This is a genomic window from Bradyrhizobium diazoefficiens USDA 110, from assembly GCF_000011365.1.
In the GTDB taxonomy this organism is placed as follows: Bacteria; Pseudomonadota; Alphaproteobacteria; order Rhizobiales; family Xanthobacteraceae; genus Bradyrhizobium; species Bradyrhizobium diazoefficiens.
Genome location: NC_004463.1, coordinates 6,612,176 through 6,637,024, shown reverse-complemented (window position 1 = coordinate 6,637,024; position 24,849 = coordinate 6,612,176). Strand labels below are relative to the sequence as shown.

20 protein-coding genes are annotated in these 24,849 nt (G+C 66.3%); 15 read left to right on the top strand and 5 right to left on the bottom strand.

Annotated features, from left to right (window positions below):
• Nucleotides 1–20 precede the first annotated feature (20 nt).
• Nucleotides 21–1,214, bottom strand: a complete 1,194-nt coding sequence (locus BJA_RS30515; RefSeq protein ID WP_038966992.1) for a CaiB/BaiF CoA transferase family protein — start codon at nt 1,212–1,214, stop codon at nt 21–23.
• 160 nt (nt 1,215–1,374) lie between these two features.
• Nucleotides 1,375–1,677, bottom strand: a complete 303-nt coding sequence (locus tag BJA_RS30510; protein ID WP_011088769.1) for a hypothetical protein — start codon at nt 1,675–1,677, stop codon at nt 1,375–1,377.
• A gap of 202 nt (nt 1,678–1,879) precedes the next feature.
• Between BJA_RS30510 and BJA_RS30505 the strand changes: the two genes are divergently transcribed.
• The 4 genes from BJA_RS30505 (at nt 1,880) to BJA_RS30490 (ending at nt 7,404) form a co-directional block, all read left to right on the top strand.
• A complete protein-coding gene (locus BJA_RS30505) occupies nt 1,880–4,465 on the top strand; it encodes a M10 family metallopeptidase C-terminal domain-containing protein (RefSeq protein WP_063921503.1) in 2,586 nt (861 codons plus the stop codon).
• 471 nt (nt 4,466–4,936) lie between these two features.
• Nucleotides 4,937–5,785, top strand: a complete 849-nt coding sequence (locus BJA_RS30500) for a right-handed parallel beta-helix repeat-containing protein (protein ID WP_011088767.1) — start codon at nt 4,937–4,939, stop codon at nt 5,783–5,785.
• The gene (locus tag BJA_RS30495; RefSeq protein WP_236842102.1) at nt 5,772–6,710 is read left to right on the top strand and encodes a right-handed parallel beta-helix repeat-containing protein; all 939 of its coding nucleotides are present in this window, start codon (nt 5,772–5,774) and stop codon (nt 6,708–6,710) included. The genes BJA_RS30500 and BJA_RS30495 overlap by 14 nt, the downstream gene beginning before the upstream one ends.
• Before the next feature lie 235 nt (nt 6,711–6,945).
• Nucleotides 6,946–7,404 carry a tetratricopeptide repeat protein gene (locus BJA_RS30490; protein ID WP_038967000.1) on the top strand — a complete coding sequence of 153 codons (459 nt, stop codon included), beginning with the start codon at nt 6,946–6,948 and terminating at the stop codon, nt 7,402–7,404.
• A gap of 248 nt (nt 7,405–7,652) precedes the next feature.
• On the opposite strand, the gene BJA_RS30485 is transcribed toward BJA_RS30490, so the two are convergent.
• Entirely contained in the window at nt 7,653–8,249 is a 597-nt protein-coding gene (locus BJA_RS30485; protein ID WP_011088764.1) for a prepilin peptidase, read from the bottom strand.
• A gap of 4 nt (nt 8,250–8,253) precedes the next feature.
• Nucleotides 8,254–10,635 (bottom strand): type II secretion system secretin GspD, encoded by a 2,382-nt coding sequence (gspD, locus tag BJA_RS30480; RefSeq protein ID WP_011088763.1) that lies wholly within the window; start codon nt 10,633–10,635, stop codon nt 8,254–8,256.
• A 137-nt stretch (nt 10,636–10,772) separates the two neighbouring features.
• Between gspD and BJA_RS30475 the strand changes: the two genes are divergently transcribed.
• The 9 genes from BJA_RS30475 to gspM all read left to right on the top strand — a co-directional run bounded on the left by BJA_RS30475 (nt 10,773) and on the right by gspM (nt 18,495).
• Nucleotides 10,773–12,476 carry a GspE/PulE family protein gene (locus BJA_RS30475; RefSeq protein ID WP_236842101.1) on the top strand — a complete coding sequence of 568 codons (1,704 nt, stop codon included), beginning with the start codon at nt 10,773–10,775 and terminating at the stop codon, nt 12,474–12,476.
• A gap of 218 nt (nt 12,477–12,694) precedes the next feature.
• The gene (locus BJA_RS30470) at nt 12,695–13,906 is read left to right on the top strand and encodes a type II secretion system F family protein (protein WP_011088761.1); all 1,212 of its coding nucleotides are present in this window, start codon (nt 12,695–12,697) and stop codon (nt 13,904–13,906) included.
• Between the two features lie 47 nt (nt 13,907–13,953).
• A complete protein-coding gene (gene gspG / locus BJA_RS30465; protein ID WP_011088760.1) occupies nt 13,954–14,406 on the top strand; it encodes a type II secretion system major pseudopilin GspG in 453 nt (150 codons plus the stop codon).
• Nucleotides 14,369–14,863, top strand: coding sequence for a prepilin-type N-terminal cleavage/methylation domain-containing protein (locus BJA_RS30460; RefSeq protein WP_011088759.1), 495 nt, complete (start codon nt 14,369–14,371; stop codon nt 14,861–14,863). The genes gspG and BJA_RS30460 overlap by 38 nt, the downstream gene beginning before the upstream one ends.
• A complete protein-coding gene (locus tag BJA_RS30455) occupies nt 14,841–15,236 on the top strand; it encodes a PulJ/GspJ family protein (protein WP_038967009.1) in 396 nt (131 codons plus the stop codon). Before BJA_RS30460 ends, BJA_RS30455 begins: the two co-directional genes overlap by 23 nt.
• Nucleotides 15,233–15,967: a hypothetical protein gene (locus BJA_RS30450; RefSeq protein ID WP_011088758.1), complete on the top strand. Its 735-nt coding sequence runs from the start codon at nt 15,233–15,235 to the stop codon at nt 15,965–15,967. Before BJA_RS30455 ends, BJA_RS30450 begins: the two co-directional genes overlap by 4 nt.
• Nucleotides 15,964–16,878, top strand: a complete 915-nt coding sequence (locus tag BJA_RS30445; protein WP_011088757.1) for a general secretion pathway protein GspK — start codon at nt 15,964–15,966, stop codon at nt 16,876–16,878. Before BJA_RS30450 ends, BJA_RS30445 begins: the two co-directional genes overlap by 4 nt.
• A 1-nt stretch (nt 16,879) precedes the next feature.
• Complete coding sequence (locus BJA_RS30440; RefSeq protein ID WP_038967012.1) at nt 16,880–17,917, top strand: PilN domain-containing protein; 1,038 nt, start codon at nt 16,880–16,882, stop codon at nt 17,915–17,917.
• Nucleotides 17,914–18,495, top strand: a complete 582-nt coding sequence (gene gspM, locus BJA_RS30435; RefSeq protein ID WP_011088755.1) for a type II secretion system protein GspM — start codon at nt 17,914–17,916, stop codon at nt 18,493–18,495. Before BJA_RS30440 ends, gspM begins: the two co-directional genes overlap by 4 nt.
• Nucleotides 18,496–18,510: 15 nt before the next feature.
• Here gspM and BJA_RS30430 read toward each other — a convergent pair whose 3' ends face one another.
• On the bottom strand, nt 18,511–22,098 hold the full coding sequence (locus tag BJA_RS30430) for an autotransporter outer membrane beta-barrel domain-containing protein (protein ID WP_011088754.1): 3,588 nt from the start codon (nt 22,096–22,098) through the stop codon (nt 18,511–18,513).
• Between the two features lie 306 nt (nt 22,099–22,404).
• Between BJA_RS30430 and BJA_RS30425 the strand changes: the two genes are divergently transcribed.
• Both BJA_RS30425 and BJA_RS30420 read left to right on the top strand, forming a co-directional pair.
• Nucleotides 22,405–23,091: a hypothetical protein gene (locus BJA_RS30425; protein ID WP_011088753.1), complete on the top strand. Its 687-nt coding sequence runs from the start codon at nt 22,405–22,407 to the stop codon at nt 23,089–23,091.
• 203 nt (nt 23,092–23,294) lie between these two features.
• The gene (locus BJA_RS30420) at nt 23,295–24,848 is read left to right on the top strand and encodes a lipopolysaccharide biosynthesis protein (RefSeq protein WP_236842098.1); all 1,554 of its coding nucleotides are present in this window, start codon (nt 23,295–23,297) and stop codon (nt 24,846–24,848) included.
• The last annotated feature ends 1 nt before the right edge of the window (nt 24,849 follow it).

Sequence of the window (24,849 nt, the reverse complement as noted above, 5' to 3'; positions counted from 1 at the left end):
GACCTGCGCAAGCCGCTCTTTCACACCACCTTGGCGTCCCGGAGCTTCCCGATCTCGTCCGCGCCGAAGCCGAACTCCTTCAGCACCTCGTCGGTCTGCTCGCCGAATTCCGGCGGCCGCGCCACCATCGTGCTCGGCGTGCGCGACAGTGTCACGGGCTGGCCGACCAGGCGGATGTGGCGGTCCTCGTCGTTCGGCACGTCCTGCGCGATGCCGAGATGCCTGACCTGCGCATCCTCGAACATCTGGTCGATGGCGTAGATCGGCCCGCAGGGCACGCCGGCGTCGTTGAACTCCCGGACCCAGGTCTCGGTCGACTTCGTCACCGTGCGCTTCTCGATCTCGGCGTTGAGCGCGTCGCGGTTCTTCGAGCGCGCCGGCGCGGTCGCATAGTCCGGATGGCTGTAGAGCTCCGGCGCGCCGATCGCCTGCGCGCAGCGCTCCCAGATCCGTCCGCCGGTGGTGGCGATGTTGATGTAGCCGTCCGAGGTCTTGAACACGCCGGTCGGGATGCTGGTCGGGTGGTTGTTGCCGGCCTGCTTGGCGACCTCCTTCTCCATCAGCCAGCGCGCGGCCTGGAAGTCGAGCATGAAGATCTGGGCCTGGAGCAGCGAGGTCTGCACCCATTGGCCCTTGCCCGAGACCTCGCGCTCGAGCAGCGCGGTCAGGATGCCCATGGCGCAGAACAGGCCGGCGGTGAGGTCGGCGACGGGAATGCCGACCCGCATCGGGCCTTCACCCGGCGCGCCGGTGATCGACATCAGCCCGCCCATGCCCTGCGCGATCTGGTCGAAGCCTGGCCGCTTGTGATAGGGGCCGTCCTGGCCGAAGCCGGAAATGCTGCCATAGACGATGCGCGGGTTGATCGCGGCGAGGCTGTCATAGTCGATGCCGAGCTTCTTCTTCACGTCGGGACGGAAATTCTCGACCACGACATCGGCCTTGGCGGCGAGCCGCTTGAACACGGCGAGCCCGCGCTCGTCCTTCAGGTTCAGCGTCATCGCCCGCTTGTTGCGGTGCAAATTCTGGAAGTCGGAGCCCCGCCGAGGTCCGCCCGGCTGCTCGCCGCCGGCATCCTCGGTCAGCGCGTCGATCTTGATCACGTTGGCGCCCCAGTCCGCGAGCTGCCGCACGCAGGTGGGGCCGGACCGGACACGGGTCAGATCGAGCACGGTGAAGCGCGACAGGGCTTCCGAGGCATGCGGAAAGGGCATCTTGAAGGGCTCCGGGACAGATTGCGGGCCTACCATAGTGCCCAAAGCTCATGCGACAAGTCTGGGCCGACGCGGATGCCGCCTGTCGAAATGCAGTGCCTGACGGGGCCTGCCTGACGTGATCTGCCCTGACGCAGCTTGCTGCGCTGCGTGAAAGGGATCAGCGCGGCAGGCGCTTCAGCTCGGCGCGCGCCTGCGCGGCCAGCGGGTCGTCGCCGTGGCGTGCGATGAACAGCTCGAACGCCTCCCGCGTTCCCGTCCGACGGGCGGCTTCGTATTCCTCGGCGACCGCCACCGAGGGGTCGCGGGCGGGCGGAACCGTGGGTGCGCGTATCGCCTTGCCGTTGTCGTCCGCGTTGGCTTTCCCGGCCATGACAGGCAGTCCTCCGAAGGGGCGATGATCCGGCCCGGCGAGCGCCACCAGGGCGCCGAACAGACCGGCCGAGAGGGCACGTAGTTTCATGATTTCCCTTGCAGATCACGCGTGCAGCCGGAACCTCAGTTCTTGTCCCAGCCCGTATGATTACGGGGTATGATGGCTAACACGGCCTTATGGACGAGGTCCCGGGCTTGGTCGCCCAATTTAAACCAAACGTTTAACTCTCAAGCTAGAATCATCTGTCCGCGCCCCGAATCGCGCGGGGCTAGCTGCTTCGGAGATTCCCTTGGCCACCGCCGTCACGGTCAGTAGGACCAACAACGCAGATATCGACGGCATGCTGTCGGGCGTCAAATGGTCCGGCACGATCACCTACAGCTTTCCGGACTCGCCCAGCGACTACGCCAATCCGTACACCGGCGGCGGCAGTGAGCCGACCACGTCGGGCTTTGCGTCGGCACCCACCCAGATGCAGGCGGCGATCAACTACGCGATCGGACTGATCCTCGGCTACACCAACGCCAGTATCCAGTACGCAGGGACGAACGGCGCCGACATCATGGTCGCGCAGTCGCCGTCGGCCAATCCGACCTCCTACGCTTATTACCCCGGCAACTACGCCTCCGGCGGCGATGTCTGGTTCGGGACTCAGTACAATTACTCGCTCGCCGCGCTCGGCAATTACTATTTCACGACCGCGCTGCACGAGCTCGGCCACGCCCTCGGCCTCAAGCACAGCCAGGAAACGGGTGGCGTCGCCAACGTCGCTGTGCCGAGTGCGCATGACGACAGCGAATACACCGTCATGAGCTATCGCAGCTATGTCGGCGGGCCCCTGACCGGCTACACCAACGAAGCCTATGGATATCCGCAGACCTATATGGCCAACGATATCCTCGCGCTCCAAACGATGTATGGCGCGAACTACACGACCCAGAGCGGGACCACCGTCTATACCTGGAGCACGGCCACCGGCCAGGAATTCATCAACGGCGTCGGCCAGCCGGCCGACAATGGCGGCGCCGGCGGCTCGGCCAACCGCATCTTCGAGACGATCTGGGATGGTGGCGGCGTCGATACCTACGACCTGTCGAATTACACGACGAACCTGAGCATCAACCTCAATCCAGGCGCCTCGTCCGTGTTCTCGTCGGTTCAACTGGCCTATCTCGGAAACGGCCACTACGCGTCGGGCAATGTCTACAACGCCTATCTCTACAACAACGATGCGCGCTCCTACATCGACAACGCCATCGGTGGCTCCGGCAACGACACCATCGTCGGCAACGCCATCGCGAACACGCTGAACGGCGGCTCCGGCAACGACACGATTACCGGCGGTGGCGGCAACGACACCATCCTCGGCGGCGCCGGCACCGACACGGCGGTGTATTCGGGCAGCCGTTCAAGCTATTCGGTCTCATACAATTCGGCGACCCAGACATTCACTGTGACCGATCTGCGTGGCAGCTTGTTTGACGGCACCGATACGATCACGGGAGTCGAGTATTTCCAGTTTGCCGACCAGACGGTCGCGAGCGAGACGCTTACGGGTCCGCTCACCCTCGAATCCGTCGGCGTAACCGCTCTCGTCCTCGACGGCAGCTACTACGACCTCAACCCGACCGCGGGGGGCGCCGGTCCCACCCTGAAAAATGGCGGCGCGGCTGTGATCGCCGGTAACTACGGCGCCTGGTCGCCTGTTGCCGCCGAGCAGGTGTCGGGTGGCGGCTACGACGTTGCCTGGAAGAATGCATCCACCGGCTATTTTTCGGTCTGGAGTACCGACAGCAACGGCAACTTCGTGTCGACGCTGACGCCGGAAGTACCTGGATCGGACTCCCGCCTGATTGCGCTGGAGACGTCGTTCCATCAGGACCTGAACGGCGACGGCAGTATCGGTGCTTCGACCGTCACCATCGAGGCCCAGGGGACGACCAGCCTGGTCGTGAGCGCAGGCAACTACTATCTCAATCCCACCGCAGGCGGCACTGGTCCCATCCTGAAGAACGGCGGAGCCGCGGTGATTGCAGGCAACTATGGCGCCTGGTCGCCGGTGGCCGCCGAGCAGGTCTCGGGCGGCGGCTATGACGTCGCCTGGAAGAATTCATCGACCGGCTATTTCTCGGTCTGGAGCACGGACAGCAACGGCAATTTCACGTCCACGCTGACGCCGGAAGTGTCGGGAAGCAATGCCGCTCTGGTTTCGCTGGAGACGGATTTCCACCAGGATCTCAACGGCGACGGCAAGATCGGCTCGTCGAGCGCTTCGAGCAGCACCACGATCGAACAAGCAGGTTCGACCAGCTTGGTTCAAACCGATAGCAACTACTACCTGAATAGCATTTCCACCGGCACGGGCCCCGTCTTGAAAAATGGCGGCGCGGCGGTGATTGCAGGCAACTATGGCGCGTGGTCGCCGGTGGCCGCCGAGCAGGTCTCGGGCGGCGGCTATGACGTCGCCTGGAAGAATTTATCCACCGGCTATTTCTCAATCTGGAGCACGGACAGCAATGGCAACTTCGTGTCGACGCTTACGCCCGAAGTGCCTGGATCGGACTCCCGCCTGAAAGCGCTCGAACCGGTCTTCCATCAGGATCTCAATGGTGACGGCGCCGTGGGCGCGGCGCCATCGGCCAACGCAGGGCTAGGTGCCGCCGGCGATAACTTCGTGTTCAGTCTCACCGCGGGCGTAGCCTCATTGTCCACCCCGTCCGAGCCACCGGACCCAATGCCCCCGCCAGCCTATGCGCTGACCACGTCAGAGCAGCCGACATCGGCTCAACTGGCGGGGCACCACGACATCCTCGTGACCGAAAGCCTGTTTGACTTTCTTCACAGCGTGCACGGTGTCGGTTTCATGCTCAGCTGACACTGCGGGCCTCTGGCGTCGAATCGACGCAGCGCGTCGCGATCACTTCTGTCACAGCTTGCGTGTAACCTCATCAATTGCCGGACATGCAAGGTGCTTGTGCGGCCCACTAGCCTCTATTGTCGCCGACGACGTCTGAGGACTATGTTGGGGACGTCGAGGGCCAGTTCAGGACATAAAAAAAGTACGTCAAATTGAACCTTGCCTGATCCAGTGCGACCACTAGAAAGCCAGCAGATGATCGCGCAGCAGTTGCGCGAGGTAGTGATGCCAAGAACCCTGCGTCCGTTTTCCAGATAGCGTTGTGTACCCAATAATTTGAGCACGAAGGTCCTATTTGCGAGCGCCGAAGGCGGCGGGGGAAGTTTCAGCGAAATGTGGAAAGTGATGTCGTCGGGCCGCGCGACTACGGCGGCAAAGACTTGTGCATGGCAACAAGCTGGAATCTCAGCTTAATCTCAGGAGGAAGAAATGCGTCGAATTGCACTCTTGGCCCTGGTTGCAGGATTGTTTCTACCAGTGATCGCATCGCAACCGGCTCACGCCCAGGCCACCAGAACCTGGGTGTCCGGCGTAGGCGATGATGCCAACCCGTGCAGTCGCACTGCGCCTTGCAAGACCTTCCCCGGAGCGATCTCGAAGACGGCCGCGGGCGGCGAGATCAACTGTCTCGACTCGGGCGGCTTCGGCACCGTGACCATCACCAAGGCGATCACGATCTACTGCGAGGGCGTCGTGGGTGGCGTGCTGGCGGCCGGCGTCAACGGCATCATCGTCAACGCGGCCGCGACCGATCACGTCGTGCTGCGGGGCCTCGACATCGATGGTGCGGGTACCGGCATCAAGGGCGTCACCATCCTCCAGGCGGCTTCCGTGGTCATCGAGCACTGCTTCATCCGGAATTTCAATTCTGCGGGTGGAATCGGCGTCTCTGCGGCCCCGACCAACTTCAACTCGATGCTCATGATCCGCGATAGCGTGATCTCGCATAACGGCACCGCAGCCGATGGCGCCGGCGTCCAGATCACCACGAATGGCGGCAGCGCGCGGGCGACCATCACCAATACGGCCATCCACAAGAACTTCGTCGGTCTGAACGTGCTGGGAACGTCCAATGTTCAGGTCAACAACAGCAACATCTCGGAGAACCTGAGCACGGGCTTCGCCCTGGGTGGCGCCGCTTCGGCGCGGATCGGCCGGTCGATGATCGTCAACAATCTCGGATCGGCGACCACGGGCAGCGTGCTGTCGTATCTGGACAACCAGATCAACGGCAATGCCCCGGACACGACGCCGGCAACGGCCGGTGGGTATCACTAGCTCCTGCACTTCCCGAGAATCGTCTGACATGACAAAAGCTTCAAATTCGTCAGTTCAATTTTGGAGATTCAAAAAAATGCGTCGCATTGCTCTATGGACTCTCTTGGCGGGGCTGCTCTTGCCGTTCGCCGTGTCGCAGCCGGCTCATGCCCAGGCGACCAGAACCTGGGTGTCCGGCGTCGGCGATGACGTCAACCCGTGCAGCCGCACCGCGCCGTGCAAGACGTTTGCCGGCGCGATCTCGAAGACGGCGGCGGGCGGCGAGATCAACTGCCTCGACTCGGCGGGCTTCGGCACCGTGACCATCACCAAAGCGATATCGATCTATTGCGAGGGTGTGGTCGGTGGCGTGCTGGCGTCCGGAACCACCGGCATCAATGTCAATGCGGCGGCGACGGATCACGTCGTGCTGCGCGGCCTCGACATCGATGGTGCTGGGACCGGTCTTAACGGCATTCGCATCTTTCAGGCGGCTTCGGTGGTGATCGAGCACTGCTTTATCAGGAACTTCAATGCGGCAGCCGGCAACGGAATCACCACCGCTCCGTCCAACTTCAACTCCATGCTCCTGATCCGCGACAGCGTCATCTCGCACAATGGCACTGCGGCCGATGGCACCGGAATCAACATCAACACGAACGGCGGCAGCACGCGGGTGACCATCAACAACACCGCCATCCACAAGAACTTCGTCGGCCTGAACGTGCAGGGAACGTCCAACGTGCAGGTCAACAACAGCAACATCTCGGAGAACCTGAGCACGGGCTTCGCCCTGGGCGGTGCCGCCTCGGCGCGCATCGGCCGGTCGATGATCGTCAATAATCTGGGATCGGCGACCACCGGCAGCGTGCTGTCGTATCTGGACAACCAGATCAACGGCAACGCCCCGGACACGACTCCGGCGACAGCAGGCGGATATCACTAGCCTCATGCAATTGATCAGCTCCGGGCGCCAAGCGCCCGGAGCTTTTTTGCGCCCGGCTCCCACTATGGATTTCGCCACGTCCGCAGACTAGTCTGGCTGCGCAGCAGGGAGAGCGGGCGGGATGGAGACCCTCGACAACCACGATCAGGGGTTTTGCCGGCAGGTGCCGCGGCAAGCGGTATGCGGTTTTTCGCGACGGACGGGATGGGGGGGCGCCGCCATCTTCGTGATGCTCATGACCCTCGCGCTCGCTGCGCCGGTCCAGGCCCAATCCCTCCGCCAGGGCGTCTCCGCCTACCAACGCCAGGACTATGTGGCGGCCTCCCGCATCTTCATTCCGCTCGCCGAGCGCGGCAACGCGGCGGCGCAGACCTATCTCGGCCTCCTGTTCGAAACCGGCCGCGGCCTGCCGCAGAACTACACGGAAGCCGCAATGTGGTACCGCCGCGCGGCGGAGCAGGGCGACAGCCGCGCCCAATATTCGCTGGGCCTGCTCTATGACCGCGGCTTTGGCGTGCCGCAGGACGTCGTCGAGGCCTCCAAATGGCTCAACCTGTCGACGGCCGCGGCGCCGCCGCGGGCGCGCGAGGCGCGGGTCCGGATCCGCGACGCCGTCACCACCAAGATGACGCGCGGAGAGATCGCCCAGGCCCGCCTGCGGGCGCTGGAATGGGCGCCGAGCCGCGAGCACTGACCGCCGCACCGGCTCGCCTGGGACAGTGAGGTGTGCAGGAGGTGGGGGCGCTGTGAGCAGCTATCGCCATCATGACATCGTGCCGGTGTCTTGCCCGACGTGTCAAATCGCTTCGTAAAGTCCGCAGACCTGCGCGCCGGTCGGCAAGTCATTGATAAGGTTGTCCCCGCCTACTGTGCATGGGGTTGTTTTCGCGTTTTTTGTGTAGGCGGTCCCACGGGAATGACGATGATCCCGTTCGTCGCGCCTTAGCCCGGCCAGCCGCCGAGCCAGTTCGCATACCAGGTCTCGCCAAGCCAGCCGATCCAGATCGCCGGTGCCAGGAACAGTCCGAATGGCAGGAAGGCGGTCGCGCGCAGCGGCCTTCTTTGGAGCGCAGCATTGGCGGCGTATGCGCCGATCGCGAGCAGCGCCGCGAGCTCGATCACCGCGGCCACGGTCGCAAGATCGAGCCAGGCGCCGCAGACCGCGGCAAGCTTGACGTCGCCGAGCCCGAGCCCGTCGCGCCCGCGCCAGCGCCGGTAGAGCACCATCAGCAGCAGCAGCGGCAGCGCCACGGCCGCCGCACGGGCCAGCGGCCAGATCAGCGCCTCGAGGCCGACATCCGGCACGAACGCGCCGGCGCGGAGCAGGGCGAGCGCGAAAGCTGTCCCCGTCAGCTCGTTCGGAATGAGATAGTGGCGGGCATCGTGCGTCGCGATCGCGAGCATCAGGGCGGCCAGGAACGCGCCGTACAGGCCTTCGGCGCCCGGCGCGGTGACGAGGCTTGCGAACACGCCCAGCAGCAGGGCGATGCCGAGCGCGAGCGGAGCGCCCGTCCCGTCATTCGCCGCTTGACCCGTCACGCCGTCAGCGCGCCGCCTTGGGCGGGCTCACGGTGACCACGGGATTGCTGGTGCCGACCAGGCGGCCGTTCATCTTGGTGCGCATCTCCTCGGCGATGACATGCGCATCGACGCCGTCCTTGATCACGGTCGGACGGATGAACAGGATCAGCTCGGTGCGCGCGCGCGCGGTGGTCTGGTGCGAGAAGGCGTCGCCCATGCCGGGAATGGAATCCAGGATCGGCAGGCCCTGGCGCTGCCTGTTCTCGGTCTCGCTGATCAGGCCGGCGAGCAGCACGGTCTGCCCGCTCGTCACCGCGATCGAGCTCTTGACCCGGCGCTGCGAGATCGTCGGCGTCAACGAGTTGGCACTGCCTGCGGCCACGCTCGAGATCTCCTGCTCGATGTCGAGCACGACGTTGCCATTGGCGTTGGCGCGCGGCAGCACGCGCAGGATGATGCCGGTGTTCTTGTAGTCGATGGTGTTGACCACGGTGTTGTTGGCGGTCAGCACCGTCGCGGTGCCCGTCGAGAACGGCACCTGGTCGCCGACCTGCAAGGTCGCGGCCTGGTTGTCGAGCACCACCAGCGACGGGTTCGACAGCACCTTGACGTTGGTGATGCCGTGCAGCGCATCGAGCACGACGCGCGGCGAGTTCTCGGCGCCGATCAGGAAGTTGAAGCCGGGCAGCGCGCGGCCGAGCAGGGCGCCGGCGGCGGCATTGACCGCATTGCTCGCCGGCTCGGTGTTGCTGCCGATCGTGGCGCTGTTGCTGACGCCCGAAATGGTGTTGGAGATCGAGCCTTTCTGGCTCGCCAGGAAGAACTGCACGCCATAGTTCAACTGGTCGTTCAGCGTCACCTCGGCGATCGTCGCCTCGATCGCGATCTGGCGCTGCGGCCGGTCGATCTGCCGGATGGTCTGCTCGACGATGCGCTGTGACTCCTGGTTGGCGTAGACGAGCACGGCGTTGTTGGTGACGTCGGCGGTGATCCGCACGTTCTGGAGGATGCCGTTGGGGCCCGCCTTCGCCCCGCCGCCCGAGATTCCGCCGGGAGTGTTGTCCTGCCCCGGAGTTGCGGACATCGACGGCGCGGGGCGGGCGCTGAGCGATGATCCCGCAGGTGCGGTGACCGGCGTTGCGGCGCCCGCGCCGGCGGTCGGCAGCGCGCTCAGCGCCGCCACCGGATTGCCCGACGACGAGGTCGAGATCCCCGCGCCGGGCGAGATCTGGCTCGAGGCGTTGTCGAGCGACGAGCTGCTCGTCCCGCTCTGGCTCAGCAGCATCTCGTTCAGCAGCGCCACGATCAGCTTGGAATTGCCGTAGCGCAGCGGATAGGACTTCAGGTTCACCCCTTCGGTGTCGGAGCGATCGAGCCGCGCGATCCACGTCTGCGCGCGCTTGAGGTATTCCGGCTTCTGGCTCACCACGAGGATCGAATTGAGCCGCGAGATCGGCTGGAACTTGATCACGTTCTGGCTGATGCCGCCGTCACCGGAATCCATGATCTTCTCGATCTCGCTGATGACGGGCTCGGGCGAGGAGTTGCGCACAGGGAAGATGCCGACGGACTGACCGCGCATCCAGTCCGCGTCGAAGGAGAGAATGGTGTCGACCGCGGTCGCGCGGTCGCTGCCGCTGCCGCTGACGATCACCGTGTTGCGGGCGCTGTCGGGACGCATGGTCGAGGCCTTCACACCGAACGCGTCGAGCAGCTTGAAGATGTTCTGGGCCGAGACATAGCGCAGCGGCACCACCGTGATGCCCTGGCCGGCCGCGGCGTTCAACGAACGGTCGATCCCGCCGGGACCGGCTTCCGGCGCCGGCAGCAGGCGGTAGCCGGTGCGGTCGCGGACTAGCGCGACACCGGACATGCGTAGCGCGTTCTCCAGCACGTAGAGCGCGTCCGCCTTGGGCACGGGCCGCACCGAGGCCAGCGTCACCGTTCCCTGCACGCGCGGGTCGATCGTGTAGCCGACGTTGAGTACGTCACCTAGGATGACCTTTGCGACGGTCGCGACCGGGGCGTTCTCGAAATTGAGGTCATAGCCGCTGCCGCCGCCATCGTCGCGCTCGGCAAGCGCGCCGCCCTGCGGCGTTGCACCATCGCTGAGATAGATCGCAGGTTTGGACGATTTCGCCTGGGCAAGGCCGCCCGCGCCCGCATCCCCAGGTTGCCGCGGCTGGAGATCGAGGGAGCGGATCTTGTCGGCGATGTCCTGCGCGCGCGGATCCTTTGGATCGGCCTCGATCGACTGGTCGGCGGTGACGATGCAGGCGCCGAGCAGGAAGGAGGCCGATAGTAGGATGAGCGTTCCGGGCAACGCTGAGCGGAGGCGCAAGAGCGGCTGGACCACCTCGAACAAAATACGCCTGCCAACGCTGGAAGTGATTGAAAATTGCATCCGATCCCCCTCGGTTCGGACGCGCAATAGTTTGCGCCACGATTATGTTTTTGCTAAGAAATAAGTCAAGGGCAAAGGGCCTTCCTTAACCGCCGAAGTTGTTGCATTCAGGTAACAAGGTCAACGCTGTGAATGCGATGCGCGACCGTTCCGCAGATAGCTTCCGGCAGCTCCTCCTGGAAAAATACTCATTGCCGCTGCGGGCGCACGCCCATGTGGACAAGTCAGCCAATCCCGCGCTGACGCGCCCCTTGCGCGAATTGTGGGAGGCCACCGATCTTTCCGCGGCCGAATTCGCAGATGAAGTCTCCGACTATTTTGCCCTGCCGCGGCTGAGCCTGCCGCAACTGCTCGCGGGCACGCCGCGTCTCGACGGCTTTTCGCGCCGTTTCCTGCGTGAATCCACCATCTTTCCTTTCAGCGCGACGAATGGCGGTACGGCGACTGACGTCTTTCAGCTGGCTGTCGCCGATCCCTCCGACACCGCGGCCATTCGCGCCGCCGAAATCGTGTTCGGAGCGCCGGTCGATGTCGTCGTGGCGTCATATGAGGACATTACGACGGTCCTCGATCAACGGGCCGATGCCGATGACGCACATGCCGATCGAACCGGCAGGAGCGTCGCGCAGCAGTCCGACGACGACATCGAGAGCCTGCGCGATCTCGCCAGCGGTGCGCCGGTGGTGCGCGCGCTCAACGATCTGTTGGAGCGCGCGGTGGACTTGCGCGCCAGCGACATTCACGTCGAGCCGTTCCGTAGCGGCCTCGTGGTGCGCATGCGCGTCGACGGCCTGTTGCGCGCGCTGCCGTCGCCGCACGGCATCCCGCCGCAGGCGCTGATCTCGCGCATCAAGATTCTCGCCAGCCTCAACATCGCCGAGCGGCGGCTGCCGCAGGACGGCGCGGCACGCGTGCGCGTCGGGCGCAGCGAGCTTGACGTCCGCGTCGCGACCATGCCGACGCAGCACGGCGAGAGCGCCGTCATCCGCCTGTTGCCGCGCGACCGCGGCCTGCTGGAGATGAGCAAGCTCGGGCTCGGCGCGCGCGACGAGAGCGCGATGACGCGCCTGCTGGCGATGCCGCACGGCATGATCGTCGTCACCGGACCGACCGGCAGCGGCAAGACCACGACGCTTGCGACCATGCTGTCGATCCTGAACGAGCCGACGCGAAAGATACTCACGATCGAGGATCCCGTCGAATACGAGATCCCCGGCATCAACCAGTCCCAGGTCAAGCCGTCGATCGGGCTGACCTTCGCCTCGGCCATGCGCGCTTTCGTGCGCCAGGACCCCGACGTGATCATGGTCGGCGAGGTCCGCGACGCCGAGACCGCGCATATCGCGATCCATGCCGCGCTCACCGGCCATCTCGTGCTGACGACGCTGCACACCGAGACGGCGGCGGCCGCCGTGCCGCGCCTGATCGATCTCGGCATCGAGGGCTTCCTGCTCAAGTCGACGCTGCGCGCGGTGGTGGCGCAGCGGCTGGTGCGCATGCTCTGCGACCGCTGCAAGGTGCCGCACAGCTTGAGCGAGGCCGATCTCGCCAAGGACCCGCGCTTTGCGGTGATCGGCTTCAAGGCCGGGGAGGTCGTGCACGAGGCCGGCGGCTGCGAGCGCTGCGGCGGCACGGGTTTCCGGGGCCGCAACGGCGTGTTCGAGATCCTCGAAATGTCCGACGAGGTGCGCGCGCTGGTCGGGCCGCAGACCGATTCCCACTCGATCGACGCCGCCGCGATGCGCGGCGGCATGACGACGATGCTGGAGGATGCGGTTGCCAAATGCCGGGCCGGGCTCACCACCGTGCCCGAGGTCTTCCGCGTCACGACGTTGCGCTAGAACATGATGCGATCAGGTTCAAATGCCGCGGCGAGGGAGGTGTGCTCCCTCCCCCGCTTGCGAGGGAGGGTTGGGGAGAGGGTGTCTCAACAACGAAGGCTCCCCCAGAGGAGAGAACCCTCACTCAGCGCTTCGCGCCGACCTCTCCCGCAAGCGGGAGAGGTGCACCGACCTTGCGGCCAATCCATTCGACCCAAGCTCATTCGGCTTTAGAACCCATGCCCAACTATCGCTACCGCGCCCTCAACGCCAACGGCGAACTGGTCTCCGGCGCCATCGCCGCGCCTGCGCCGGGCGACGTCGCACAGCGGATCGAGCGGCTCGGCCTCGTGCTGGTCGACAACGTCACGCCGGAGGAGGGGGGCGTGACCGGCAGCGTGGTCAGCCTGTTCAACAGGCCGAAGCCGGAAGACGTCACCATCCTCACGCGCGATCTCGCGCTGCTGCTCCGCGCCGGCGCCCGCATCAATGACGGGTTGGAGCTGCTCGCGGCCGATCCCGATCTCGGCCGGCTGCGCCCCGTCGTGGCCGACATCCGCTCGCGCGTCGTCTCGGGCGAGAGCTTTGCCGAAGCGCTGGCGCGGCACGAGGGACTGTTTCCGCCGATGTACATCGCGCTGGTGCGGGTCGGCGAGGCCTCGGGATCGCTGGATCAGGTGCTGGAGGTGCTGGCCGGCGAGCGCACGCGCAGCGAGGCGTTGCGGCGGAGGCTGTCGGATGCGATCCGCTATCCGCTGTTCGTGCTCGGCGCGGCGGGCTGCGTGCTGCTGTTCTTCCTGACTTTCGTGCTGCCGCAGTTCGCCAGCGTGTTGCAGGATTTCGGTGCCAAGGTCGATCCGATCGTCGGCGTGTTCCTCAACATCTCGACTTTCCTGCGCGGCAATTCCGACGCGGTGCTGGCCGGTCTTGCGGCCGCCATCGCCGCGACATGGCTACTGCTGCGGCAGGAGCGCATCCGGCGCGGCATCGCCAATGCGATCACGCGGCTGCCGGCGATCCGCAACATCATGAGCGCGTACCGCACCGCGCTGTTCTGCCGCAATCTCGGCCTGCTGCTCGGCAGCGGCGTCAATCTCACCACCACGCTGCGCATCCTGATCGACATGATGGCGACGACGGGGCCGTCCGCGGTCTGGAGCGACGCGGCCGATCGTGTCCGCCATGGCTCGAAGCTCTCCGACGCGCTGGCTGAGACGGAAGCGCTGCCGGCGATGGCGGTGCGCATGCTCCGGCTCGGCGACGAGACCGGGCAATTGCCGATGCTGTCCGGACGCGTCGCCGAATTCTACGAAGCCAAATTGCAGCGGACGCTGGACCGCGCCGTCGGCATTGCGGGACCGGCGGCGATCATCGCGATCTCGCTGGTCGTCGGCGGCCTGATCACCTCGGTGATGACGGCGCTGATGTCGGTGAGCCAGATTGTTGGTTAGGGCCAAGAAACGGCCAAGAAACGGGCAAGGAACGGGAGAAGCTTGAAGTGACCAAACATCCATCCGCAAGGCGCGGTCGGCGCCAGGGCCGAGGGGAGGCAGGCTTCACGCTCGTCGAGATGCTGGTCGTCATCACCATCATCGGGATGATCATGGCGCTGGTCGGCCCGCGGGTGCTAAACTATCTCAGCGAGTCCAAGGCGAAGGCGGCGAAGATCCAGATCGAGAGCTTTTCCAGCGCGCTCGATCTCTATTATCTCGATCTCGGGCGTTATCCGACCTCGAACGAGGGTCTCGCCGCGCTGACCCGCAACAGCAACCAGGCCGGCTGGAACGGGCCTTATCTGCGCGGCGGCGTGGTGCCCAACGATCCCTGGGGCCACGTCTATGTCTATCGCTCGCCGGGCGCGAGCGCGCCCTATGACATCATCTCGCTCGGATCGGACGGTCAGGAAGGCGGCAGTGGAACGGCAGCCGACATTGTCAGCGGCGCGCGCTGAGGACATCCGCGATGCGCGCGGCTTCGCGCTGATCGAGATCCTGTGCGTGCTCGCGATCATCGGCCTGCTCGCGTCGATCATCCTGCCGGCTGTCCCGCGCACGACGACGCGCGCCAGGCTGGAAAGTTATGCGGTCGAGACCGCGGCACTGCTGAAGGCCGACCGCAACGCGGCGTTGCGCCGGCAGGTGAGGGTGGCGACACAGGTGGACGCGGAAGCGCGCGCGATCCGCTCCGGCGTCACCGGGCGGACTATCCGCCTGCCGGGCGACGTGGTCGTGCAGGCGACGCTGGCCTCGCGCTGTGCCGATCGCGCGACGGGGCGGTCGATCGACTTCTTTCCGTCGGGCATGTCGTGCGGGGGGACGATCGCGCTGGCGCGGCCCGGCATGGGCTATGAGGTGCGCGTCAACTGGCTGACCGGAGGCGTCGAGATTGTCCCGCAGAAGCTGCTCTGACGCCGCCGGCTTCACGCTGATCGAGGCGCTGATCGCGCTCGCGATCATCGCGGTCGTGCTCGGGACGATCGGCTCGGTCATCGCCACGACGGCGAAAGGCACGCGCGCGATCGACCAGCATCTGGCCCTCGCCGGCACCGCCGAGACCCTGCTTGCGGACCTGCCGGCGCGGTCCCTGCTGAAGCCCGGCCGGCAGAGCGGCGAGCTTGCCGGCAGCCGCTGGCGCGTCGACGTCGCGCCGATGAACGTGCCGGGCGGCAATCCCGCCACCGATCGCTTCGTGCCGATGGCCGTCAATCTGCGCCTCCAGCGCGCCGACGGCAGCGCGATCCAGGTCACGACGGTGAAGCTGGTGCCGAGGGCTTCGCAGTGAGGGGCTTTTCGATCAAGGGCCTGGCCATGAAGCGCCTGCGCCGCGCGCTGGCCGATGAGGCAGGCTTCACCCTGCTCGAAGTGCTGCTGGCGACGCTGCTGATGACGGTCATCCTGGCGGCGCTGGCGACGGTGACGGCGCAATGGCTGCCGAACTGGAATCGCGGCATCGCCCGGGTGCAACGGGCCGAGCGCCTGGCGACCGGGCTCGACCGCATCGTCTCCGACCTGTCGGTGGCCGAGCAGATCGCCGTCAACGGCGATGCCAGGGTGCCGCTGTTCGACGGCGCCGAATTGTCGGTAACCTTCCTGCGCACGGCGCTCGGCCCAAGCGCCCGTCCGGGCCTCGAATTCATCCGCCTGATCGAGAAGGCCGATGCGCAGGGGCTCGCGCTGGTGCGCGAGCGTGCGCCGTTCCAGCCGATGCCGACGGACGGGCAGATCCGCTTTGTCGACCAGGTCGTGCTGATCCGCGCGCCGTTCCGCGTCAGCTTCGCCTATGCCGGGCCGGACGGCCAGTGGCAGCCGATCTGGCGCGGCCAGCCGCAACTGCCGGATCGCATCCGCATCACCGTGCGTGACGGCGCCAGCGGGCAGGTGCTGGCGGTCTCGGGCGCGGTGATCCCCCACATCACGGCGCCTGCCGAATGCGCGCGGGCCAAGAATCCGACGACCTGCGTGACGGCACGCACCCGGCCGCAACAGGCGGAGAAGGAGGGGCAGCAGCTGTGAGCGGCGCGAGGCACGATCATGCGAGGCTTGGTGATGGCCGCGGCTTCATTGTCGTCGTGGTGCTCTGGATGCTGGCGGCGCTGGCCGCGCTCGCGCTGATCTACCTGACCTATGTCACCAACACCGCGGTCACGGTCGCCGTCAACGCCGATCGGATGCAGGCCGATGCGCTGGTCAACGCCGGGCTTGAACTGGCGGCCTACCGGCTGACGGGGCAGGACGAGGCGCTGCGTCCGACCAGCGGCACCTTCAACGCGCGCGTCGGAGCCGGCCGGGTGAGCGTGACGTTCCGCTCGGAGGCGGCACGCATCGATCTCAACATGGCGCCGAAGCCGATCCTCGCGGGCCTGATGACGACGCTCGGCGTCTCCGCGATGGATGCGCCTGTCTATGCCGACCGGATCCTCGCCTGGCGCTCGTCGACCGAGCCCGGACAGGACAATCCGGAGGATGCCTATTACCGCACGCTCGGTGCGTCCTATCTGCCGCGGCACGCACCGTTTCCGCACAGCGACGAGCTCTGGCTCGTGCGCGGCATTCCGTCCGCCGTCGTCGAACGCGTGATGCCCTTCGTCACCGTCTTCAGCAACATGAAGACCGTGAACGTGCTGGATGCCGCGCCGCAGGTGGTGGCGGCCCTGCCCGGCATGACGCCGGAGACGCTGCAACAGGTCCTGCGCGACCGCACCGACCCCAATATCGACCCGCGATCCCTGATCGGGCTCGCCGGCAGCGCCAATGCCACGACCGAGGGCTCGAAGGCGTACCGGCTGACGGTCGCCGTCGAGGCGCCGTCGCATCGCCGGAGCTCGGCCGAGATCGTCATCCTACTTCTCGAAAGCGGCGATGAGCCCTATCGTGTATTGTCATGGCACAACGCCTTCGACGGCTCGGCCGGAAAGCCTCTGTGAGATGAGCTCGCTCAATTCCCTTCGCGGCGTTCTCGACGCCTGGACCGGCACCGTGGCCGGCGCAGTCGTCGCCGGGCTGGAGCGCGTGGTGGCGCCGCGCGTGGTACGACTGGTTGAGACCGAGACCGGCGCATTCGCGCTCGAGGTGACGAAGCCGGAGGACGTGCCGAACGAGATCGCTTTCGAGGACGGCAAGTTCGTGGGCGCCAATCTCGCGCAGATCGTCCGCGGCAGCCGCGTCGAGATCGTGCTGCGGCCGGCGCGCTTCCTGTTCCGTCCGCTGGAGCTGCCGGCCCGCGCGGCCGATTTCCTCGACGGCATCGTGCGCGCGCAGATCGACCGGCTGACGCCGTGGAGCGCCAGCGAAGCCGTGTTCGGGTGCAGCCCGCCGGTGGCGCATGGCGGCGAGAGCATCACGACAGAAATCGCCGCGGCGCCGCGCAGGCTGGCGATGGGCTATGTCGAGGCGGTGTCGGGATTCCATCCGTCGGCGATCGCGATCGTGACGGAGGCGGGCGGGGGCGGGCGGATCAAGGTGTTCGAGCAGAAGTCGCGCGGCGCGATCGATCCGGTGCGGCTGAGCCGGACGCTGCAAGCGGTGCTGGCCCTCGCTGTGGTCGCAGCGGTCGTCGGATCGGTCGCAGCAGGCTATTTGGCCGACAGCCTCAGTGCGCAGGAGAGCGAGCTCGAACGGCAGATCACCCAGCGCCGCGCCGCGCTCCGCGGCAGCGACGGCGGCGAGCGCTCGCCGCTCGCCCTGCTCGAGCGCCGCAAATACGAGACGCCGGCGAGCGTGATCGTGCTGGAGTCGCTGAGCCGGCTGCTGCCGGATCATACCTATGTCACCGAGATGCATCTTTCCGGCAACAAGATCCAGATCGGCGGCATCACCCGCGATGCGCCCTCGTTGATCCCGCTGATCGAGCAGTCCCAGCATTTCACCCGCGCGACCTTTTACGCCCCCACGACGCGTAGCCCCTCTGATCCCGGCGAGCGCTTCCACATCGAGGCGCAGATCGAACCGAGGAACGCGCCATGAGCAGCATCAAGCCCGCCAGCGGAAACGCCGTCGCGCGAGCGCTTGCCGGCTCGCCGCTGATCGCGGTGACGCTCTATCTCGCAATCACCGGCGGGCTGTTGCTGATGGCCGGCTTGTCGATCGCCGAAATCGTCGCTCACCGCCAGGCGCTGGCGCAGACCTCCGATCTGCTCGACCAGTTGCGCGGCCGCAAGGGCGGCGCCGGCAATGCTGCGACGTCGCCGGCCGAGCATCCCGGCACGCCGTTCCTGGAAGGGCCGACCGTGACGGTCGCTGGCGCCAATTTGTTGCAGCGGGTTGCGGCCGCGGTCGGCAATGTCGGCGGCTTGGTGCAGTCCTCGCAGGTCGATGTTTCCGGCGCGCAAGTGAAGGACGGCTTCGTCGGCCTCGTCGTGAGCTGCGAGCTGGAGCAGCCGGCACTCCAGAAGCTGCTCTACGATCTCGAAGCCGGCATGCCGTTCCTGTTCGTCGAACAGCTCGACGTCCAGGTGCCGCAGACCACGGCGCTGAACGATTCCGGCACCGGCCGCGTCAGGGTGATCCTGGGCATCTCCGGCCAGTGGCAGGCGGGGAAGTAGGGCGGCTTCGTCGGCTCACCAAGTGTACTTGAACACGCCCTTGCCGGAATAGCTGGTGACGTTGCCGGAGAATTCGCCGTCGAAGGTGCCGGCGATCGAGAAGCCGCTCAGCCACTTCATCTCGGCGCTGGCGCTGAGAAGCGCGGAGTCGGCATCGACCCTGGCGCCGTTCACGACGAAGCTGGTGCCCGGCAGGGTCTGGAACAGCGCGGTGACGGCGCGGCTCGGATTGTAGTCGTGCGCCCAGGCGGCGCGGCCGCGCAAGGTCAGCACGCCGTTCTGCATCGCGTAGGACTTGTCGGTGCGCAGACCGAGCTCGGAGCGGGTGTCGGTCAGCGACTGCGCGGCGTAGTTCAGCGCGAACAGGCCGCCGCCATTGAGGCTGACTTCGGAATAGTTCGGCAGGTTGAAGTTCGTCACCTGCGCCGCCGCATAGGGCGTGATGCCGATCCAGGGCGTTGCGAAGCGGTAGCCGCCTTCGAAGCGAGCCGAGAAGGTGTCGGCCTTGAAGCGGCTCTGGAGCTGGTCGAAGCCGCCGGGCGCCACGGTGCGGTTGGTGGTGACGTCGTGCCAGCCATAGGCGAGCGCGGCCGAGACGTAGGCCGGTCCGAAATTGTGCCGGCCGTAGACGCCGGCCTGGAACATGTCGGCGGAGCCCGAGCCCATCGCATTGGCGAGCGAGTAGTTGAGCCCGCCGCCGCCGAGCGCGAAGCCGACCAGCGTGTCCAGCGAAATCCTGTAATCGGCGCCGGCCGCGCCGCCCGCGACCCGTGCGGTCAGGTCCTGCGAGCCGACCTGCGCATTGCCGCCGACCTCGGCCGAGCCGCCATAGCCGGCCGCCCAGACGCTCCAGCGGCTGCTCGGCTGTGACGACAGCAGCGGTGCCTTGGTCGCCATCGCATAGGCCTCGCGCTCGCGTGCGTTGGCCAGACGCATCGACGCGTAGGCGGCGGCGTCATCGCTCTCGGCGAATTGCGCGACGCTGCCGGCCTTGGCGAAGCCGCCGCTGCGGCCGACGAGGGTCGGATCGAGCATCAGGTTGAGGAACTGGCCGTCGGCGTTGATCGCGGACTGCAGGATGCCGGTGCCGAGCTCGCCCGATGCGGTGGTCAGTCCCGCCGGCGCCAGCGCGGCGAAGGCCGCGGGAATGCCGCCGGTCGTGTTGAAGAAATTGGTCAGCGTGTTGGCGACGTTCTGCTGGTTGACGTTGAGGCCGCCAGCCGGAGTAAAATTGAGGCCGATGTTGAGGTACGCAGTCAGGGCGTCATAGCTCAGCGTCGCATTGACCGTCGGCATGTTGGAGACGACGGTCGGACTAAAGGTGGTGCCGACGAGACCGCCCGCCGCGTAGAAGATCGCGTACTGCTTCTTCAGCGTGCCGGTGCCGAAATTCGCGCGCACCGTCGCGCCGCCGAGGTCGCCCGTGCCGTTGGCCTGGGTCAGACTGGCATTGGCCGAGGAGACCTGGACCAGATAGGTCGATGCGGCGGTGAAGGTGACGTTTCCGCTGACGCTGAGCGTGCCGTACGGGTTTGCCGCATTGCCCGGGGCGAGCGTGCCGCCGTTCACGTCGATGCCTGCGATCGTGCCGGTGCCGGCGAGGGTGCCGCCGGCATTGACGAAAGCCGCGCTCGCGAACAGCACTCCGTCCACGACGAGCGTGCCGCCGTTGACATTGGTGTTTCCGGCATAAGTGTTCGCGCCGGTAAGCGTCTGCCTGCCGCCCGTGATCGTGAGTCCGCCGGGAAAGCCTGTGTCGTCGATCACGCCGGAAAAGGTGCCGTTGCCGGCCGTGATCGTCAGCGTGTTGTTGCCGAGATGGACGTTGCCGGAGCCCGTCAGCGATGTGATCGACGTGCCACCGCTGGTCAGGTTCGAGATGTCGAAGACGCCGTTGGCGACCACGCCGCTGGAGGCTGCTATGCTGCCGTGGTTACCGCCCGACGATGCCAGATCCAGTTCGCCGCCCGCGGCAATCGTCGTTGCGCCGGTATAGGTGTTCGTGCCGGAGAGTGACTGGGTGGCACCGTTGGCGATGACGACGCTGCCGCCACTGCCGCCGGCAATGCCTCCGTCCTGGATCACGCCGCCGAAGGTGCTGCCGGACGTGATCGTGAGCGTCCTAGATCCGAGCGCGACGATGCCGCTGCCGGCGGGCGAGCCGAGACCGCGGACAGACGTGCCAGAGGTCGTTTGCGAGATGTCGAGCGTGGCGTTCGGTGCACTGAACGAAACGAACGCCGAGTTCGCGATCGAGCCGGCTCCCTTCAGCGCCAACGTGGCGCCGGCATCGATCTGGGTGGCGTTCGAATAAGTGTTCACGCCGGAGAGCGTCTGCGTGCCGCTGAAGACCTCGATCCCGCCGGTGCCCTGGATCACGCCCGCGAATTCGGTCGAGGCGTTGGTCATCACCAGCCCGTTGCCGCCCATGTTGACGACACCGGACGAACTGCCGGCAAGCGTCGTGATGGCGTTGAACGGCACCGCCGCGCCGGAGATGTCGAACGTCGCATCGACCGTGACGACGCTGGACGACGAGATGTTGCCGAAGCCCGACAGCGCCAGCGTTCCGGCCGAGATGGTCGTCGCGCCGGTGTAGCCGTTGATGCCGGTCAGCGTCAGCGTGCCGGTGCCGACCTTGGTCAGGCCGCCGCCGGTGCTGTTGATCACGCCGTCGACCTGGGTCGAGCTGTTGAGGCTGCCGGTGGTGAGCGTGTTGGCGCCGAGCACGTAGTCGCCGGCGCCTTCGATCGAGCCGGTCGTCATCCCGCCGCTGGTGAGGCCCGATATGTCGACGATGCCGCCGAGATTGTTGATGAAGCGCGCGCTGCCGCCCGTGGCGGAGCCGTCGAAATTCACCGTTCCGTCGTTGGTGATGGTCGAGGTGGCGGCGGTGGTGCTGTTGTGGAAATTCAGCGTGGCGCTCGCCGCGTTGGTGATCGTGGCGTTGCCGGCCGAGGCGCTGGTGAAGAAATCGATCTGGCCGCCGGCATTGTTGGTGATATGGGCGTTTTCGGCGGTGCTGGAATCCTCGAACGTGACGAAGCCGCTGTTGCCGAGAGTCGCCGTCCCCGCTCTGCTGTTCTGGATGAAGTTGACGTTGCCGCCGACATCGTTCGTGATGGTCACGGCTCCGGTGCCGCCGCTCGCGGTGCTGCCGTTCTGAAACACCAGATTGTTGCCGGAGAGGACGTGGAACGTCTGTGTATTGCCGGAATCGTTGACGATGCCCGTCCCGTTGACGATGAACGGGTTGCCGACCGTGACCGTGTAGGCCTGCGCCGTGTTCGTGAACTGGACCGTGCCGATGACCACGACGCCGTTGTTGTTGTCGACGCTTGCGCTTCCGGCGTTGGTGAAGGTCGCGGTTCCGTCCGGCACGCTCGGGTTGGATGACCAGTTGGTCGGATCGGTCCAGTCGGTGCTGCCGCCGGTCCAGGTGCCGTCGACGGCGTGCGCGGCGACGACCCCGAGCGCGGTCGTTGCGAGCAGGGTCGCCAGCGAGTGGCGTGTGACGGACCGAAACCTGGATCCAATCCAGTCTCGCGCCAAGTTCGGTCCGGGCATCGGTGCTCTCAAATCAGAAAAAATCGTCGTCAGCATGCAACCTGGGCGTGGGGCGAAGCCCTGCGCCGCGGCATAATCTCATGGCGTCGCGGCGGCTCGCAATGAACGGGGGTTTAATTGCGCGGGGTTCCGGGCTGTTCCGGGTGCAATTTCGGCTATCGTGGCCGTTGGGCAACATTTTCATGCATCGCAACAGATGCCGGATCAGGTGGGGCCTCTTCGTCGGAATGGAGCGGATACGATGCGGGTTGATGGTCGGGCCCAACGGGCCTAGTTTGCTGCGGACGGCTTGCCGCGTGCTGGCGCGGCCCTCGGTGGCAAGGGAACTTGCAAGGGAATTTGATGTCGGGGTGGCTTCGAGCGGCGGGATTGGCTGCGCTGTGCGCGGTGCTGGGTAGTGCCGGGACCTCGGCTGCCACCTCCTCCCGCATCGATATCCTGCCCGACGATGCCGCGGGCGGCCCCGCCGAAAGCGTCGAGGTCGGTGCGGTGAGGCCGATTGCGCGGCCGGCGCAGGCTGCGAGCAAACCGGTCCCCCGCGGTAATCCCCTGTGGTCGGTGCCGCTCTCGGCGCTGACGGCGACCCAGGAGCGCCCGATCTTCTCGGCCTCGCGCCGGCCGCCGCCGCGCGCGGTCGCCGCGTCTCCGGCCGAAGAGATGCAAGCACCGCCGCCGCCCAAGCCGGTCGAAGCGCCGCCACCGCTGCTGCTGGTGGGGGCCGTGGTGGGGGAGGGCGACGCCATCGCCATTCTCGTCAACCGCATCGACCAGAAGGTCGTGCGCCTGCGGCAGGGCGAATCGCTTGGCGGCTGGTCGCTGACGGAGGTTCAGCCGCGCGAGGTGACACTCAAGCAGGGCGACCGCAGCGAGGTCCTGGCGCTCCAGCGGCCGTCGGATCCGGCGACGGCCCCTGCAGGACCCCCTGCGGATGCCGGCGGCAAGCTGGCGATGCCGGGCACGACCGATACGCCATTTTCCCCCTTTGGGCCGCGTTCGACGCCGAAGAACGGCGAGTCGGATGGGCTCTGAGCGCCCATTCCCGAGATCGAGCCGCGCACGTCCATGATCCGTCCCGGCAAGTTGTGTATCGGGCATCGGCAACCGGGCGAACGCCGCCCCTGTCGGCTATCGACATTCCGTGTACCGACTGCTAGCCCGAATTCGCGATGCTTGGGGGAACCCTGATCGGCGAGGTGGCGAAGGCTTGGTGAGGTGATGGCCGGGTGGCTGGCATGACGTTGGGAAAAAAACCGCCCGATCTGCTGGGGAACTCCGCGTGGAATGCGATCGCCTTCCTGGTGGCCGTCGCGCTGAACCTGGCTATCCTGCCTTTCGTGGTTGTCCATCTCGGCCTCGCTGCATTCGGCGTCGCGGGTCTCGTCACCGCATGCATTGCGCCGGCGCTGGTGTTCAGCAACGCGCTCGGACTGTCGACGGCGCGCGAACTTGCGCAGCGACTGGAGCCGTCCGATCGGGAAGATGCGCGACGCCTGTTCGCGACGGCGGTCACGCTTGCGGTCGGCGCTGGCGCCCCAATCACCATTTTCTTCCTGTTTGCCGGAGCTCCGCTGGCGCGTCTCGGATTTCATCTGGCCGGTCCGGCCGCCGACGATCTTGGACGGGCGTTCGCGCTGGCCGGTACCGGTTGGTTGTGCCAGTGCCTGTCGGCGGTCTTCGTGTCGTTGTTCACCGCGCGTCAGGACTATCGCCGGATCGCCTCGATCGGCATGGCCAGCACGGTGGTCACGACCCTTTCGATGCTGCTGCTGATCCCCGCCTCGCCATACGCGTCGACGTTTCTGGGCTGCCAGGCGCTGGGGTTCGCGACCAGCCTGCTGATGGCCCTGGTTTGGTCCCGCGGCGCAATGGGGCAATGGCTGGCACCGCCAGGGTTGCATCGCGATGCGCTCGGCAGGCTGGTTCGATTCGGCAGCTGGCAGGTTGCCGCGCAGGGTGGCGCGCTGCTTGCCGGGCAGGCCGATCGATATCTGCTTGGCGCGCTCCTGCAGCCGCAGTTCGTCGGTTTCTACGGCGTTGCGCAACGCCTCCAGGAAGCGACCTATATCGGTATCTTGAAGGTCGGTGAGATCCTGTTTCCGTACTTCAGCACGCTCCAGAAGGAGAGCGAGGATCGCAGGGGCGATCTGCTGTTCCGGTCGTCGTGGATCCTCAATGTCCTCGCCGCAAGCGCCCTGGGCGGATTGATCCCCGTGGCCGGTCCATTGCTGCATGTCTGGACCGGCGCCGAGGTCGCAGCCGAAGCGGCGCGGGTGCTCGTCGTGCTGTCGATTGCGGGGATCATCGGATCGAGCGCGAATGTCTTCGGCTTTTACCTGCTGGCGCAGGGGCGGTCGCGCTCCAACGCGCTGATCGCGTTGGTCACGGGCGTCGTCACGCTCGTCACCAGCGCGATCGCATTGCCGCGCTTCGGATGGCAGGCCGCAGGCTGGAGCGCGTGTGCCGGCATGATCGCGCAGATGGTGACCATCGTCTTGCTGTTGCGCCGCAGTTTTGACCTCGCCGACATGTGGCCGCGCGTCGTCCATTGCGTGCTGATGCCGCTTGGCATCGGGATCGCGACGGCGCTGGCGCTGCGATACGGTCTTCACCGCGCGCCATTCCAGCTCGCGCCGTCCTGGTGGTCCGTGGGAGCCATCTCGTCGCTGTCGGTCGCGACCATCTTCGTCGTCGCAGTTGCTGCATCGCAGCTGGGTCCGTATCGAAGCGCGTGCTGGCGGGATATGCGTGCCATCGTCGGTCGCTTCGTGCCGCTCAAGGCGATCTAGG